The 15,254-nt window shown below is 37.2% G+C and carries 17 protein-coding genes; 7 read left to right on the forward strand and 10 right to left on the reverse strand.

The window, feature by feature from the left end:
- Nucleotides 1-26: 26 nt before the first annotated feature.
- A complete protein-coding gene (locus ACN6MX_RS19265) occupies nt 27-1,031 on the reverse strand; it encodes a serine hydrolase domain-containing protein (RefSeq protein WP_419960381.1) in 1,005 nt (334 codons plus the stop codon).
- 12 nt (nt 1,032-1,043) lie between these two features.
- Nucleotides 1,044-1,562: a DUF4825 domain-containing protein gene (locus ACN6MX_RS19270; protein ID WP_419960382.1), complete on the reverse strand. Its 519-nt coding sequence runs from the start codon at nt 1,560-1,562 to the stop codon at nt 1,044-1,046.
- Between the two features lie 111 nt (nt 1,563-1,673).
- On the opposite strand from ACN6MX_RS19270, the gene ACN6MX_RS19275 reads away from it, so the two are divergent.
- Entirely contained in the window at nt 1,674-2,498 is an 825-nt protein-coding gene (locus ACN6MX_RS19275; protein ID WP_419960383.1) for an STAS domain-containing protein, read from the forward strand.
- A 111-nt stretch (nt 2,499-2,609) separates the two neighbouring features.
- On the opposite strand, the gene ACN6MX_RS19280 is transcribed toward ACN6MX_RS19275, so the two are convergent.
- Together ACN6MX_RS19280 and ACN6MX_RS19285 are read right to left on the reverse strand one after the other, a co-directional pair.
- On the reverse strand, nt 2,610-3,263 hold the full coding sequence (locus ACN6MX_RS19280) for a glyoxalase (RefSeq protein ID WP_419960384.1): 654 nt from the start codon (nt 3,261-3,263) through the stop codon (nt 2,610-2,612).
- A gap of 12 nt (nt 3,264-3,275) precedes the next feature.
- Nucleotides 3,276-3,719, reverse strand: a complete 444-nt coding sequence (locus ACN6MX_RS19285; protein WP_419960385.1) for an ASCH domain-containing protein — start codon at nt 3,717-3,719, stop codon at nt 3,276-3,278.
- Between the two features lie 212 nt (nt 3,720-3,931).
- Here ACN6MX_RS19285 and ACN6MX_RS19290 point away from each other — a divergent pair, with 212 nt between their 5' ends.
- The 6 genes from ACN6MX_RS19290 (at nt 3,932) to ACN6MX_RS19315 (ending at nt 9,299) form a co-directional block, all read left to right on the forward strand.
- Nucleotides 3,932-5,101, forward strand: a complete 1,170-nt coding sequence (locus ACN6MX_RS19290; protein WP_419960386.1) for an alanyl-tRNA editing protein — start codon at nt 3,932-3,934, stop codon at nt 5,099-5,101.
- A gap of 70 nt (nt 5,102-5,171) precedes the next feature.
- Nucleotides 5,172-5,648, forward strand: coding sequence for a hypothetical protein (locus ACN6MX_RS19295; protein ID WP_419960387.1), 477 nt, complete (start codon nt 5,172-5,174; stop codon nt 5,646-5,648).
- A gap of 171 nt (nt 5,649-5,819) precedes the next feature.
- Nucleotides 5,820-6,215, forward strand: a complete 396-nt coding sequence (locus tag ACN6MX_RS19300; RefSeq protein ID WP_419960388.1) for a MarR family winged helix-turn-helix transcriptional regulator — start codon at nt 5,820-5,822, stop codon at nt 6,213-6,215.
- Nucleotides 6,216-6,387: 172 nt separating this feature from the next.
- Nucleotides 6,388-7,557, forward strand: coding sequence for an MFS transporter (locus tag ACN6MX_RS19305; RefSeq protein ID WP_419960389.1), 1,170 nt, complete (start codon nt 6,388-6,390; stop codon nt 7,555-7,557).
- A gap of 108 nt (nt 7,558-7,665) precedes the next feature.
- A complete protein-coding gene (locus tag ACN6MX_RS19310; protein ID WP_419960390.1) occupies nt 7,666-8,202 on the forward strand; it encodes a superoxide dismutase family protein in 537 nt (178 codons plus the stop codon).
- Between the two features lie 14 nt (nt 8,203-8,216).
- Nucleotides 8,217-9,299 carry a CAP-associated domain-containing protein gene (locus ACN6MX_RS19315; protein ID WP_419960391.1) on the forward strand — a complete coding sequence of 361 codons (1,083 nt, stop codon included), beginning with the start codon at nt 8,217-8,219 and terminating at the stop codon, nt 9,297-9,299.
- Between the two features lie 381 nt (nt 9,300-9,680).
- Here ACN6MX_RS19315 and ACN6MX_RS19320 read toward each other — a convergent pair whose 3' ends face one another.
- The 6 genes from ACN6MX_RS19320 to ACN6MX_RS19345 all read right to left on the reverse strand — a co-directional run bounded on the left by ACN6MX_RS19320 (nt 9,681) and on the right by ACN6MX_RS19345 (nt 15,214).
- Nucleotides 9,681-10,355 (reverse strand): DNA alkylation repair protein, encoded by a 675-nt coding sequence (locus ACN6MX_RS19320; RefSeq protein ID WP_419960392.1) that lies wholly within the window; start codon nt 10,353-10,355, stop codon nt 9,681-9,683.
- Complete coding sequence (gene nfsA / locus ACN6MX_RS19325) at nt 10,352-11,083, reverse strand: oxygen-insensitive NADPH nitroreductase (RefSeq protein ID WP_419960393.1); 732 nt, start codon at nt 11,081-11,083, stop codon at nt 10,352-10,354. The genes ACN6MX_RS19320 and nfsA overlap by 4 nt, the downstream gene beginning before the upstream one ends.
- A gap of 109 nt (nt 11,084-11,192) precedes the next feature.
- The gene (locus ACN6MX_RS19330; protein WP_419960394.1) at nt 11,193-11,549 is read right to left on the reverse strand and encodes a DUF779 domain-containing protein; all 357 of its coding nucleotides are present in this window, start codon (nt 11,547-11,549) and stop codon (nt 11,193-11,195) included.
- A gap of 82 nt (nt 11,550-11,631) precedes the next feature.
- Nucleotides 11,632-13,152 carry an aldehyde dehydrogenase gene (adh, locus tag ACN6MX_RS19335; RefSeq protein WP_419960395.1) on the reverse strand — a complete coding sequence of 507 codons (1,521 nt, stop codon included), beginning with the start codon at nt 13,150-13,152 and terminating at the stop codon, nt 11,632-11,634.
- Nucleotides 13,153-13,531: 379 nt separating this feature from the next.
- Complete coding sequence (locus ACN6MX_RS19340) at nt 13,532-14,569, reverse strand: LLM class flavin-dependent oxidoreductase (protein WP_419960396.1); 1,038 nt, start codon at nt 14,567-14,569, stop codon at nt 13,532-13,534.
- Between the two features lie 3 nt (nt 14,570-14,572).
- The gene (locus ACN6MX_RS19345) at nt 14,573-15,214 is read right to left on the reverse strand and encodes an NAD(P)-dependent oxidoreductase (protein WP_419960397.1); all 642 of its coding nucleotides are present in this window, start codon (nt 15,212-15,214) and stop codon (nt 14,573-14,575) included.
- Nucleotides 15,215-15,254: the final 40 nt, after the last annotated feature.

Genomic DNA, 15,254 nt, shown 5'->3' on the forward strand with positions numbered 1-15,254 from the left:
GTAAGAAGGAATAATTCTGCTCTATTTTAGCAGGATTTTTCCAATTCGAGCAACATTGCATAAGCTCCTTTTGATTTGTTGGAGCAGATAGCTAGTACAAGATCATTATGCGGATAATAAGCTGAGTGAAAACTCACTCCGGGATCATATCCCATGACATGATACTTATAGATTTCATTTTCTTGTTTCTCAATCCAAATCCCATACCCATAATAACTATTATCTTCCTCGTGAACATGTGGAGTCAACAGTATTGTTTTATCATTCAACAAGTTATCTTGTATAAGCGCTTCCCAAAATAACACCATATCCTCAGCGGTTACAAATGCTCCACCATCTGATCCTCCCTGTACGGGAAGAGAATACATATTTGTTTTCCATGTACCGTCTTCATAATCTATGTAACCAATTGCCGTTCTAGCAGGTAAAGCATCTAATGCAAAATAACCGGAGTTCTTCATGCCCGCTTTGTCCAAAATATTCTGTTGAACATAGTCGGTAAATACCATTCCACTCACTTTTTCTACGATCAAACCTAAAACAATATATCCCGCATTATTATAAGAAAAACTTTCTCCCGGTACAAACTTCTGCTGCTCCTTTTGAAACAATGGTAAAAAGTCATGTAATCGGCGGATATGGTACATCGGAGTATTTATCCATAATTCTTCAAAGTCATCCATTACATCCTCATCAAAATAATCCGGGATACCCGAAGTATGCGTAAGTAAATGATGGATTGTAACATCTTCGTGAAAATGTGGAAAAGAAATGTCTAATACGTCTCTTAAAAGGTCATCAAAACTCAATTTCCCTACTTCTGCAAGTTGAGCAATCGCAACTGCTGTAAATAATTTACACCCCGAAGCAATACCAAAGCGGGTTTGCTTTTCATTTAGTATTGCATCTGCACGATTAGCGTAACCAAAACTAGCCTGAACATGCACCGATTCGCCTTGCTTCATAAAGATAGATCCTGAAAATTGATTTTCTGCTTGAATCTTTTCTAATTGATTCGTTAAATTATTCATGACAAAACACCCCTATTTTGTATACTGATCAAGCCAATCGGTCGTTGTACTTTCCATTATTGGCATTTGAACTTTCTCTTTAAATACCGCCGGATCTATTAAACTATCAAAATCGTCTCCAAACCATTGTTCCACATTCTCTCTTGTTATCACATAGGATTGGTCTGAAAAGCGCATATCAATTATTTCTAGGTTTTTTATCAAAACAAAAGCCGCTGTTGCATTATATATAACCGTTTTTTCGTTACTACTCGTATTATAATTTACCACGAATGTGAATGTATCTAGTTCCAACTCTACTAAATCCCTATAATTAGAAAGAGGAAGATTATTAAATAGATTTGTGATGTTAGAATTATTGCCCATATAGTCATTTTCGTAGGCAAGCACTTTTTTAAAATTGTGAGTCTCAACAGATTGTTGTTCCACATCTTCTTGTTCTACTTGTTTCTGATTATTACTTAGCACATAAACTACTCCCAGTAATAATACTAACGCGATTCCAACTACTAAACCGATTGTTTTCTGCAATTGTTTACCCCCTAACTCTGTTCTCACCCTGTTCTTCTGCAACGCTCAAGTGGAATAATTTGGCCATTACCCTTACAATAATAATACTAGAACGATTGAAGGAGATAAAAAATGAGTCATCTAAACAAAGAATTATATGATTTTATCATGACAAATAAATCAGCAATAACAGATGCATGGTTAGCTCAACAATCAAAAGTTGATCCATCCTATGCTTTATCAGAACACAATACATATTTAAAAGAAGAAAATGAAATTCTAATAGAAGCCATCTCTTCTGTATATATCAAAGATCAATTTGAATACGTAGAATATATCAACATTCGTTCCGCTGAAGTGGCTGAGAAAAGAGCAAAAGAAAAAAATCCTTTGTATGAGAGTATTCGAAGTTTCCGCAACGTCCGAATAGCCTATTGGAATATTGTTCAAAAATTCATCCAACAATCTCCTACACTTGCCACCGTAGAAGATGTTGCTGAATGGTCAAACCTGATGAATACCGCATTCGATTATATTATAGAAAATTTTGCGAAATACCATCATGAATATACAGTAAATCTTTTTGCCTCCCAACAAGCTCTTATTACAGAATTAAGTAGTCCAGTTATTCCTATAAAAGACGGTATTGGAGTTTTACCTTTAGTAGGAAATATCGATACAGAACGCGCTACAATTATTTTAGAGTCTACATTGGAGCAAAGTTCCGCTAAAAAACTAAGTACTATATTTATTGATTTATCTGCAGTACCAGTGCTAGATACTATGGTTGCCCAACAACTATATCAACTGTATGCTGCATTAAAGCTTATTGGCGTAAGTGCCATTTTCTCAGGAATTCGACCTGAACTTGCTCAAACGGCAGTTTCGCTTGGTATTAATTTTTCGGAGATTCAAACATATTCCACATTAATGTATGCTCTGAAAGCTAATTCTTAAGTTACCAACAGTATATCCACAGCATTACGATATTTAAAGTTATTCACATGTGGATAACCTTTTAAGAAAGTGACTATTATTCCCCTGTGGATATAATTTGTCGCTTTTCTTTTATTGAATCGTTATTTTTCCTTCTCTATTCACTAAAATTACTTTTCCATCTACTAGCACTATTTCTAATGGAGAGGTCTCACTCATTCTTTTAGAAAAATACCATCTATGCTTAGGCGGAACTAATAAAATAAACGTATCTTTTTTTCCTAGAAAGTTTAATTCATCAGGTTCAATTTGGACATGACCTGAAATAGGAATACCAATTTCTTGTAGCTTCTCTCCTGCTTCTTCTACAAATGGAGTGGTAATACTTACCTCACTTAGGTTTAAAAATGACTCGATGCTAAAGTCGCTCCATTTATCTACATTACGTCTTGCAATTAGTTCAATGACGTTCCCCGCTGGATCTTCAAAATAAATTGCATCTGCTTCAAATCGAGCATAATATATTTCATCAACTGCTGCTTCTCTATTTAGTATTACCCTTTCTTTTGCCCAATGCTTCGCAAGTGTAAACTGATTACCTGGGATGTTAATAGCAAAATGATAGGAAGTCTGTAATTCGGAAAGCCGAAAAATAAGCGTCGAAGTTCCAATTGATATTTGAAAATGTTCGTCTGTTGATGCCTCTATTGGAATTTCCAAAACATTTCCATAGAAACCTCGCAGTTGTTTTAATTGATTTGTATATAGAGTTACTGTCTTAAACATATTCTCCCCCCATTACTTAACGTCTATCAATTCAAAGCGCTCGCAAACAAGTAGCATGTCTTCTGAAAACTCCCTACTTACACCTTTTAACTCGTTTGTGAAAAATTCGATATGTACCTTCCTCCAATGGTCGTAGGAGCGGTCTCCTTCTCCTTCCGCATAAGCAAAATTCGGAGGGACTTCGTTCATCGGCATTATTTTTACGTCAGACGTGCGTATTATACAAACTGGTTCATCCTTACTATTAAGTACAATACTATAATCATCCACCTTTGGAAGTGGCTCGTTCTCTAATTCATAAAATAGATGTAACGAGCATGTAGCAGATTTCACACCATTCTTCACTAACTGAGCCAGTTCATCTGGGATTCCACCAAACTGCCAAGAAGTCACCGATAATGGTGTTTCTTTTCCCTTCCAATAAGTATCCCAATACTTTTTTGCTAATTTGTTCATCTATAAAACCTCATTTAACTTTTATTTTTTCGTTAAATTCAGTATATTAAACTATTTCCATAATTACTATTGCAATTTGGTGGATTTATTCTTACAAATTATGCTATAACAATAGCACTGCAGCTAATTGAACATGATTCCTGTATCAGTTGTATACACTTTGATTTTAAAGAATGCTCGAAACTATCAAATCCTAAAAGGAGCTCGTTCAAATGACTAACAAACTCTATTATGAAGATCCCAGTATCCAATGTTTTAAAGCGAAAGTAATAGAACAGCAACCTAATTATGTAGTACTTTCCGAGACTGCCTTCTACCCTACTGGAGGAGGTCAGCCTCATGATCTTGGTCTAATAAACGGTATTGAAGTGACAAATGTAGAGGTAATCGACGGAGAAATAAGACATTTCCTTACCAATCCTTTACCTGACAATACAACGGAGGTAAATGGACAGATCGATTGGGAGCGACGTTTCGATCATATGCAGCAGCATGCCGGACAGCATATTCTATCGGCAGCCTTTGAACAATTATTTAAATTCCAAACGATTAGCTTTCATCTAGGGAAGGATACAGTCACGATTGACTTAAATGTAACAGAGGTGTCCGAACAACAATTAATGGAAACGGAACAACTTGCCAATCAAATCATTCTGGAAAACCGTCTTATTGAAACAAAGTGGGTAACAGAAAAGGAATTATCAAATTATAAGCTACGAAAAGCGACATCTTTAAAAGAAAATATTAGACTCGTCATAATTCCTGACTTCGATTACAATGCATGTGGTGGAACTCATCCAATATCAACAGGACAAGTGAGAGCCATTAAAATTCTTCAAACAGAAAAACAAAAGAAAGCTGTACGTGTGGAGTTTATTTGTGGGGAAAGGATTCTTACACATCTACATAGAAAGCAACAGGTACTAGTAAATTTAGTTAGCATATTAAGCACTCCTGAAAACAAAATAATGAATGCAACAAAAAATCTTTTAACGCAAAATTCAAGACTTGAAAAACAAGTAGTAGATTTATCAAATTCTCTTTTAGCATACGAAGCAAAAGAGTTGAGAGAAAGCTCTGACAAAACTACGATTACTTGCATATTTGAAAACAGATCTATGCAGGAGCTGCAAAAACTAGCTAAATTAGTAATCCAAGAAACGCCGAACTCAATATGTATTTTGGTCTCCAACAATCAGGACAAGTTGCAAGTCGTCGCTGCAAAAGGAAATGACGTAGAACAAAGTATGAAAGAGTTAATAGCACATGTCTTGCCTTATATCAATGGAAAAGGTGGTGGCAATGAACGAATGGCTCAAGGCGGCGGAGAGAAAATTATAACAAGTGAGCAATTAATTGAAAAGGCAATATCCTATATCTGATAGGCACCGTTCCACAAATATCCTCCTGACATATACTAAGTTGATTACTTTATGAAAGGAGGATTTAGCAATGAACAATCAATTTCCTTTTCCACAAAATCAAGGGGGTCCGGAGGGTTTTCCTTCAATTGAAGGGCAACAATTTGGAAATCAACAGTTCCCTGGTAGTATGATGCCTCCATTCGGACAACAACAGTTTCCAGGGAATATGTTCCCTCCATTCGGTCAGCAACCCGGACAACAGGGACCATCATTTCCTCCTAGTTTTCCACCAGGGGGACAACAGCAACAACAAGGGGCTCCAACTAGTCCACCACCATCTTTCGTACCACAAAGACAAAGTGTCGGTGTATTTGCAGTAGATCCTGGCTCAATTCGTGGATGCTTGTTCCGCAATACGTATATATGGTTGAATAATGGCAATGCTTTTTGGCTTTTCCCAACTCATGTCGGCAGAAGATCCATTTCCGGTTTTAGATGGAACGGATTTATGTGGACTTTTTACGGAACTGATTTAGATAGAATTTCCTCTTTTCAATGTTTTTAATACGGTAAACTTTCCGAGCATATTGCTCGGTTTTTTTATATTTCTATTTTAAAAATTTTGTGACTTTCGTATACTACATGACTATATGCTCTTTGCAAATAGTTGCAAAATGTTTTATACTTAACTAGCTAAATAAAATTCAACTATATTAGAAGGAGTGTATTTCACTCAATGAACCCAATAATTCATGAGCTTTTTCAGAAAACTCGTTTTTTAACACAAGAAGTAAATCATACATTAAAAAAGTTTAATTTATACGCTTCTCAGTGGTCAGTCCTTTACTGTATACAACAACATAAAGAAATGACATTGACACAGATTTGGAGATATTTAAATGTCGAGGCACCCACAATTACAAGAACTGTAAATAGATTATCTGAGCTAGGTTGGATTGAAATATGCTCTGGAAAAGATAAACGAGAGAAAATTGTAAAACTGTCCGAACATGCATTACAGCAGTTTCCAGCTATTAAAGAGGCTATGATGGAATTTGAGGATCGAATGGTCGCGGTTTTATCCAAAGAAGAGGAAGTGCTATTATTTGAACTCCTAAAAAAGATTAGATAAAGTGAAACTTCAATCAGTGGGGGGTTTCTACGTCCCCCACTGATTGAAAAATGAATCATTCGCGCTTTTACGGCAGTTGTCTTCCACTTATGCTAAATTAGTTGGGCCAAGCCTTGAAGTGGGAGGATCACTACCCGTTAATGCTAAATAAATAAACAGGAGGAGTATTAGTTTGAAGAATAAAGAGCCTATATGGACGAAAGCTTTTATTAGTTTGTTTACTACAAACTTTTCTATTTTTATTGTTTTTTACGGACTCGTATCCGTACTTCCACTCTACGCCACGGATGTATTGTCGCGTTCAGACGAAGATGCCGGTTTGTTAATGACAATCTTTTTAATCTCTGCAATTGTTACACGACCTTTTTCCGGTAAGATTTTAGATCTATTTGGAAAACGAAAGATATTATGGCTAACTTTGTTCCTGTATCTAGTATGTACAGGACTTTATTATTTTATTGAGCCTTTTGGTGCTTTATTGGTATTGCGATTTGCACAAGGTATTTTCTTTAGTATCGCTACCACAGCTAGCGGTTCGATGGCTGCAGATAATATTCCTATTTCTAGACGTGGTGCTGGACTAGGTTATTTTACTATGTCAACAAACTTAGCGGTTGTTGTCGGGCCGTTAATCGCTTTAACACTCATGCAATCATTCTCCTATGATGTCATGTTTTTATCCTTAACGGTTTTACTACTAGTTGGCTCTATTTCGGCATTATTAATACCCGCTGACAAAAATCCGAGAACAGCTTTTCCTAGATCGAAGTTAACGTGGAATGATCTTTTTGAGAAAAAAGCGTTACCTGTTGCATTAATAGCTAGTTTAGTTGCTTTTTCTTATGCTAGTGTACTTTCTTATCTCTCTATATACTCACAAGAAAAAGGAGTACTCCACTTAACCAGTAGCTTTTTTGCTGTCTTTGCAATCATGATGCTAGCTACACGACCATTTACAGGTCGAATCTTTGATGAAAAAGGTCCTAAATATATTGTTATTCCTGGTCTTGTCTCTTTCATGATTGGACTTGCTTTACTTGCTTATATGAACTCACCCTTACTTTTCCTACTCTCCGGGGCATTTATCGGTTTAGGATATGGTGCAGTAGTTCCAAGCTTTCAAACACTTGCAATTCAGGCTACCAAGCATGAACGCAGTGGTTATGCTACAGCGACATTCTTTACATTATTCGATACGGGCCTTGCAATAGGTTCTTACATTCTAGGTCTTGTTGCCACTTCGCTTGGCTATCAAAATTTATATCTATTCTCAATTATTTTCCTTGTTATTGCGCTTGTTCTATTTATATTACGAGTAAAAAAAGTACAACGTCCTGTTTAGCCGAGACGTTGTACTTTTTTATTGGTAACTTTTTCGTCTTCCACGTATATATATGCCCTTAATTTGGGAATACTTGAACCAATATAGTATTTCAAGGAGGACAATTAGATGAAAAAGCAATTCGTAATTCCATTACTTATAGCGGTCACTGCACTTGGAGGATGTAATTTTCCCTCTGCAGATGCCGACTTAAATGAAAATGTGCAGGTTTCATTAGTAAACACCGAAGGTAAAGAAGTAGGACAGGCAACTTTAACTGAGCATTCAAAAGGAGTTCACATTCTCTTAAAGGCAGAAGGACTTACCCCTGGTGTTAAAGCAATCCATTTTCATGAAAAGGCAAGCTGTGAAAAACCTACCTTTGAAACGGCTGGTGCCCACTTCAATCCGACTCACAAAGAGCATGGTTTTGAAAACCCAAAAGGTTATCATTTAGGTGATTTACCTAACATTGAAGTCGGAGAAGATGGTAAAGTAGAATTAGAGACAGTATCTCCAGCAGTAGTTTTGGCTGCAGGAAAAAGCAACTCATTATTAGATGCTGATGGAAGTGCACTTATTATTCATGAAAATGCTGATGACTATAAGACTGATCCCTCTGGAAATTCTGGAGGACGAATTGTTTGTGGGGAAATTAGTAAGTAGTTTGGAGGTATGGCATGAGAAAAATAGGCTGGTTAGTACTTTTTGTTTTAGTGCTTTTCTTCACTAGACCGTTATGGGAAGAATATACAGTAAAATACGTTAACCTTTCGTTTCTAGAGCCTGTGGATGAATGGATTGATTCACTGGAAGTAGAACAATATTGGGAAGAAGCAAAAGCATACTGGATGCAAATAAAAGATGAACCAGCCACCCATATTGCGTCAGATCAAGAAACACTAGAAGGTACAGGTATTGAGTTAGACCAAATAAAAATGGGCATGAAAAAAAGTGAAATTGAGAAAATTCATGGCAATGCCAAACGGGTTAGTATAAATGAATATAATTTAGTATGGCATACATACCATGAAAACTATCGAAACTTCATGATGGTTTCCTATGATAGTAACAATAGGGTAAATGCCATGTTTACCAATCAGCCTTCTGAATCTTCCTTTCTAGGTTTACAAATGGATAGTACTAGGGAAGAAGTACTTTCTAAATTAGATGAGCCTATTAAGAAACTGAAAAAAGGGAATATCATCTATCTCCTACCTGATGCAGGTGAATATGATTTGTTTTTAATCGATAATAACTACGTAACATTTTTCTACGATCTTCATGAAAACAATACAATCACTGCCATCCAAGTAATTGAAAAGTCTGTTGAGAAAAATCACGAATCTACTTTTGGAGAGCCATCCGACGAACTGAAAAAGGGATTTGAATTTCAACTTTTTGACCTCACAAATGCCGCACGAGTTGTACATGGTCTTTCTGTTCTCTCCTACGATGAAAGTGTGAGTGACACTGCTCGAAAGCATAGTGAGGATATGGCCATTCATAACTATTTTAGTCATGAAAACCTAGAGGGAAAATCACCATTTAATCGAATGGAGGAAGATGGTTTGAACTTTACCTATGCTGGAGAAAATTTAGCATATGGACAAACTAGTAGCATCTTCGCTCATGAGGGATTGATGAATTCATTGGGGCACCGGAAAAACATTTTAAGCGTTCATTATGAAAATCTGGGTGTCGGTACAGCTTTTGATGAAAAGTCGACTCCTTACTACACAGAAAACTTTTTCACAAAATAAGAGGTTGTTCAAAAGTCAGTGCTTACTGATTTTTTGTGACATCCTCTTTTTATAAGAGATGCAAAGTATAAAATTATGTGCCTTATACTCAGATATCATGGCCTTTCTAAGAATAAGATCTTAACTAATGATACTACTGATTTCCGTTTCAGGCGGGGTACAAAGGCTAAGAGCGCCACCTCGTGTGGCGACCGACAGGCAACCGCCATAAGATTACCGAAAAAAGTGAGTATTGGTTGTGACAATCGTCACAACCAATACTCACTATAAATTCACTCGGTAATCCTATAGCAAAATGTCTGTTCAAGCCCCTCGAAAAAGAAAGAAACAGGTTTTGATCCTAAAGGACCAGGCTTCTTTTTGCCCGGTTTTTCTTATAAATCATTTGAAATGCTTTAAAGCTTCTCTCTTACTTAAAGGGGCAAGTGTGTGATTTCCTACAAAATACTGTACTACTTGCGGACGTGTTTTTGCATACTCCCTCAAAACCCAACCGATTGACTTTTGAAGAAAGAATTCTTTTGATAATGCATGACGCTTAATGGTTGCAAATAACAGTTCTTCATTTGTTTTTTCCTTATACTTTAATTGATGTAAAATAGAAGCTCTATTCGTCCACATATTCGTGGACTTTGCCCATTCTACCATCACCGCTTCCCCTTCGAGTCTGTTAGCGAAAACGATATCTCCTACTATCTTGGGGGCAATAGAATCCACACTATCCCACCAAGACTTTGTTTCAATAAGACGTTGACAGAAATTTAAATCCTCAAGAGTCAGTTGATTTTTATATTTGGCCAATAATTCAATTGCTATGTAATGATATTCTCTTTCCTCTAGCTGGAATAGAGCCCACACTTCTTTTTGCATGTCTACATATTGAGGAAGCTCCATTTCTGTCGTCATCTTTTTAAAAAGCAATCGACGTTCTGGTGTTCTAATCCCTAGAAAGGGGAAATGATTTTTCATATATTTGACCATAGGAATTGCATTTTCTTCATTTCGATGAGGCTCCATATAGCCTTTAACCTGCTCTATTGTCCACTTTTTTTTCATTTGAGATGGAATCCTTTACTCGCTAAAAAGTTAGCCATATGAGTTCTTCTCGGTTTCTCTAGAAAGTCAGCCATTGACTTGGTCCAATTTGCCGTTTTTTGATTGGATCCACGGCTTGTATAATAATCTTCCATTGTTTGATCGTACTCGGGCAATAGATCTTCGTATTTTGCGCTATTATAGTTATTTTCATGTAGAACCGCCTCTACTGGCAATCGAGGTTTAACTTCATTTTGCTGATCTGGTACACCAAGAGTAATTGCAAATAGAGGAAATACCCCTGTGGGCAAATCAAACAAATGACTAATTGCGGCTGGATCGTTACGTACTCCTCCTATATAACAAATACCAAAACCTTTTGCTTCTGCTGCAATGACTAAATTTTGTGCAAAAAGAGCTACATCAACTGCTCCTACTAAGACATTTTCAGTTGTATCTATGACAATCTCTGTCTGCTGCAATTTACCGGCCACCTGTAAACGATGAAAATCAGCACATAATAATAACGACGCTCCAGCAGTTTCAAATTGCTTAGGATTTTTAGATAATCTACCAAGCTCTTCCTTTTTTTGTTCATCACTTACCCATATAACGCTATATGCTTGGACAAAATGAGAACTAGCAGCGTGTTGTGCAGTCTCAACCAGCTCAGAAACTTCCTCTTTAGTTAATGTATAGTCTTTAAATTTTCTAACAGACGAATGCTTTCTTAATAACTCTTGAACCAAAGGAAACCCTTCTTTCATTCATTAGATTTATGTATAGTATAACGGAAGCAATCCTAGGGGAGAAATGAAAAGCGAAGTAGAGAGCTACAAGCTCCTTACTTCGCTTCATTTATACTTGTAATTGGTTGTTTTCTTCTGTTGTAAATGCTCGGGATCTTGTTAAAAATCGTTTTCCCTCCACTCCTTCTAAAGAAAACATTCCTCCCCGACCGTCCACTACATCTATGATGAGCTGTGTATGCTTCCAATAGTCAAACTGACTTTTGTGCATATAAAATGGAACATCTCCTATTCTTCCAAGTAGTACATCTTGGTCTCCGACGATTAAATCGCCTTCTGGATAACACATAGGAGAAGAACCATCGCAGCAGCCTCCTGATTGATGAAACATAAGTGGTCCGTGCTTACCTTTTAATAGTTCAATAAGTTCTAGTGCAGCGTCTGTGGCAATTACGCGTTCAACCATCTACACTCACCCTTTCAAAATCTGCGACATCAGCCTAACGCTATTAACTTAATTTAGCGAAGGTGTATCTCCGCAGAATTAGTTAAAAGAAGCCTTGCTTGTTTTCACTATAGCTTACAAGAAGGTTTTTCGTTTGTTGGTAGTGGTTAAGCATCATAAGATGATTTTCGCGCCCAATACCAGACATTTTATATCCACCAAATGCAGCATGTGCTGGATACTGGTGATAACAGTTTGTCCATACACGACCAGCTTGAATTTTACGTCCGAAACGATAGGCAGTGTTCATGTTACGAGTCCAAATACCAGACCCTAAACCGTATAACGTATCATTAGCAATTTCCAATGCTTCTTCTTTTGTTTTAAATGTCGTTACCGAAACGACTGGTCCAAAAATCTCTTCTTGGAAAATACGCATTTTGTTATTTCCTTTGAAGACAGTTGGTTTAATATAGTAACCTTCCGCCAGTTCTCCGTCTAATTTGTTTTGTTCCCCGCCGATTAAACACTCTGCTCCCTCTTGCTTACCAATATCTAAGTAAGAAAGAATTTTTTCCATTTGTTCAGTTGAAGCCTGTGCACCCATCATAACAGATGGATCTAGCGGGTTCCCTATTTTGATAGCTTCTACACGCGCAATTACTCGTTCGATGAATTTATCATAGATAGATTCTTGAATTAAGACACGTGACGGACAAGTACATACCTCTCCTTGGTTCAATGCGAACATTACAAATCCTTCTACCGCTTTATCCAAAAATGCATCATCTTCATCCATAATGTCTTCGAAGAAAATGTTTGGTGATTTTCCTCCAAGCTCTAATGTTACTGGTATTAAGTTTTGAGATGCATACTGCATGATTAAACGACCGGTTGTTGTTTCACCAGTAAATGCAATTTTACTAATTCGAGGACTAGATGCTAAAGGTTTTCCAGCCTCTAACCCGAAACCATTGACAATGTTTACGACTCCAGGAGGCAATAAGTCTCCAATCAGTTCAATCAGCACCAAGATAGATGCAGGGGTTTGTTCTGCTGGTTTCAAGACGACACAGTTACCTGCTGCAAGTGCTGGTGCCAGCTTCCATACTGCCATTAGAATCGGGAAATTCCAAGGAATGATTTGCCCTACAACCCCTAGTGGTTCATGGAAATGATAAGCAACTGTATCGTTGTCAATTTGACTTAAGCCTCCTTCTTGTGCACGAATAGCACCTGCAAAATAGCGGAAATGGTCAATAGCTAGAGGAATATCAGCATTTAAGGTTTCCCGAACAGCTTTACCGTTATCCCATGTTTCAGCTACTGCTAATAGTTCTAAGTTTTCTTCTATTCTATTCGCAATTTTATTTAATATATTTGCTCTTTCAGCCACAGAAGTGGAGCCCCACGCATCTTTGGCAGCATGCGCTGCATCTAAAGCCAACTCAATATCTTCTGAGGTTGAACGGGCAACTTGTGTAAATACTTTACCTGTAATTGGTGTAACATTTTCAAAGTATTGTCCTTTTACCGGGGGTGTCCACTCGCCATTAATATAGTTTTCATACTTGTCCTTAAATGAAACCTTCGAGCCTTCTGTATTCGGAAATGCATAAACCATTTTCTAATTCCTCCCCTTCATATCTATTTAGCACATTCCATATCGTATGCTAGACCAACTTTATGTATGCGCTTTCAAAACTATTAAAATAAAAATATAGTCTTATATTCATTTTCGCAGACTATACAAAATATTTCAATAATAATGATTAGTTAATGAAACAGGTAGTTTAGATGACGCTTTTTTTCAGCCAATTCTATCAGTTACTTGCTTTACCTTATAAGTTACTTGCTCTCTCTTTCTTCATTTACTTGCGTAATGGAGGAAGTATCCGTAAATGCTTTTCTTTATTCTTTCTGTACTAGAATGTTGGTAATAAGGACTAATATAAAAACGACCTGAATACATATTTAATGTACTCAAGCCATGTTCTAATAAGTTATTTACTTGTCTCTCTTCTTATAACCGGTGCTACTTCTGTCGCAAGAAGCTCCAATCCTTTAACTACTGCGCTAAACGGTTGACCACCAATATCCAACTGAGCGATAAATCGTTGGTGTCCATATAATTCGTATTGATGTAGAATTTTTTCTATTATTTGCTGTGGACTACCTACTAACAATGCCGTTTCTGGACTTGCCATATGTTCAAAATCGGAACGCGACATTCTCGTACCCATTCCTCTTTGTCGATTCACATAAGCCCAATAATTTGAGTAATACGGATAAAATTCATCCTTTGCCTGCTGGCTGTCTTTTGCAATATACGTATGACCAGTAACACCAATAGACAGTTTTTCGGGTGAATGCCCCGCCTCTGCTCCAGCTTGACGATAGAGATCCACAAGTGGTTTAAATCTTATTGGATCTCCTCCTAAAATAGCAAGGGCCATCCCAGTTCCCAGTCTTCCTGCCCTCATTGCACTTTCTGGAGTACCTCCTACACCAATCCAGATTGGGACTTCATCTCGAACAGGTCTAGGTGCTATCATTGCACCTTTAAGAGCCGATCGAAACTGACCTTGCCATGTGACAATCTCTTGCTGATTTAGTTGTTGAAGTAATTTAACCTTTTCTTCAAATAAAGCATCATAATCTTGCAAATCATATCCAAAAAGAGGAAAGGATTCAACAAATGCTCCTCTACCAGCAATAATCTCTGCCCTTCCGTCTGAAATCTGGTCCAATGTAGCAAAATCTTCAAACAATCGTACCGGATCTAATGTGCTCAATACAGATGTAGCACTAGTTAATTTAATGTGTTTAGTCGCTTGAGCAATGGCAGAAAGGACTACTGCTGGTGAGGAAATGGTGTAATCTAATCGATGATGTTCACCAACTCCGAAAATATCTAGGCCCGCCTCGTCTGCTATCTTCGCCAGTTCAATTACTTCTTTTAAGCGTTGAGAAGCACTGATTGTTTCTCCTGTATGTGGATTGGGACCAATATCCCCAAAAGTATAAACACCTATTTCCATCGATTATTCCGCCTCTGCTACAACAGTGAAGCGCTCGTTTACATGCACAGGATTTTCCAGTTCATCGACAATAGCAATAGCATAGTCTGCATAGCTCACATAGCTTTCACCTTTTGCATTCACGATAAAATTATCTTTTCCAGTTTGATAAGAACCAGTTCGTTTACCTTCTGGATTAAAAAACGCTGCAGGACTTACAAATGTCCATTCGAATCCTTCACTTCGTTGTAAATCATCCAGATTTTTTCCTTGGTTAGTTGCAGTTGGTAAATATTCTTTTGGAAAGTCTGGCGTATCCATCACTTTAATTGTTTTTGCTTCATCTACAAATAAACTTCCTGCTCCACCAACAACTACTAGTTTCGTATTAACTGCTTCTGTAGCTGCTTCTATTAATGACTTTCCAGCTTCTACATGAAGATGCTCTTGACCCGGAGGTGCGCTAATCGCATTTACTACTACGTCAAATGCTTGAAGATCTGATGCAGTTAAATCGAAAACATCTTTCTCTAGTACTGATCCATTTGTATTTTCTAACTTAGCTGCGTTTCTTACGATAGCAGTTACTTCGTGACCTCTGTCAGCTGCCTCTTTATAAATCAAACTACCTGCTTTTCCTGTTGCTCCAATTATACCGATTTTCATCTTAATTCCTCCAATAGATTCATATTGTCGTAACTATGTT

Origin of the sequence: Psychrobacillus sp. BM2 (genome assembly GCF_048572895.1) — a bacterium.
GTDB lineage: Bacteria > Bacillota > Bacilli > Bacillales_A > Planococcaceae > Psychrobacillus.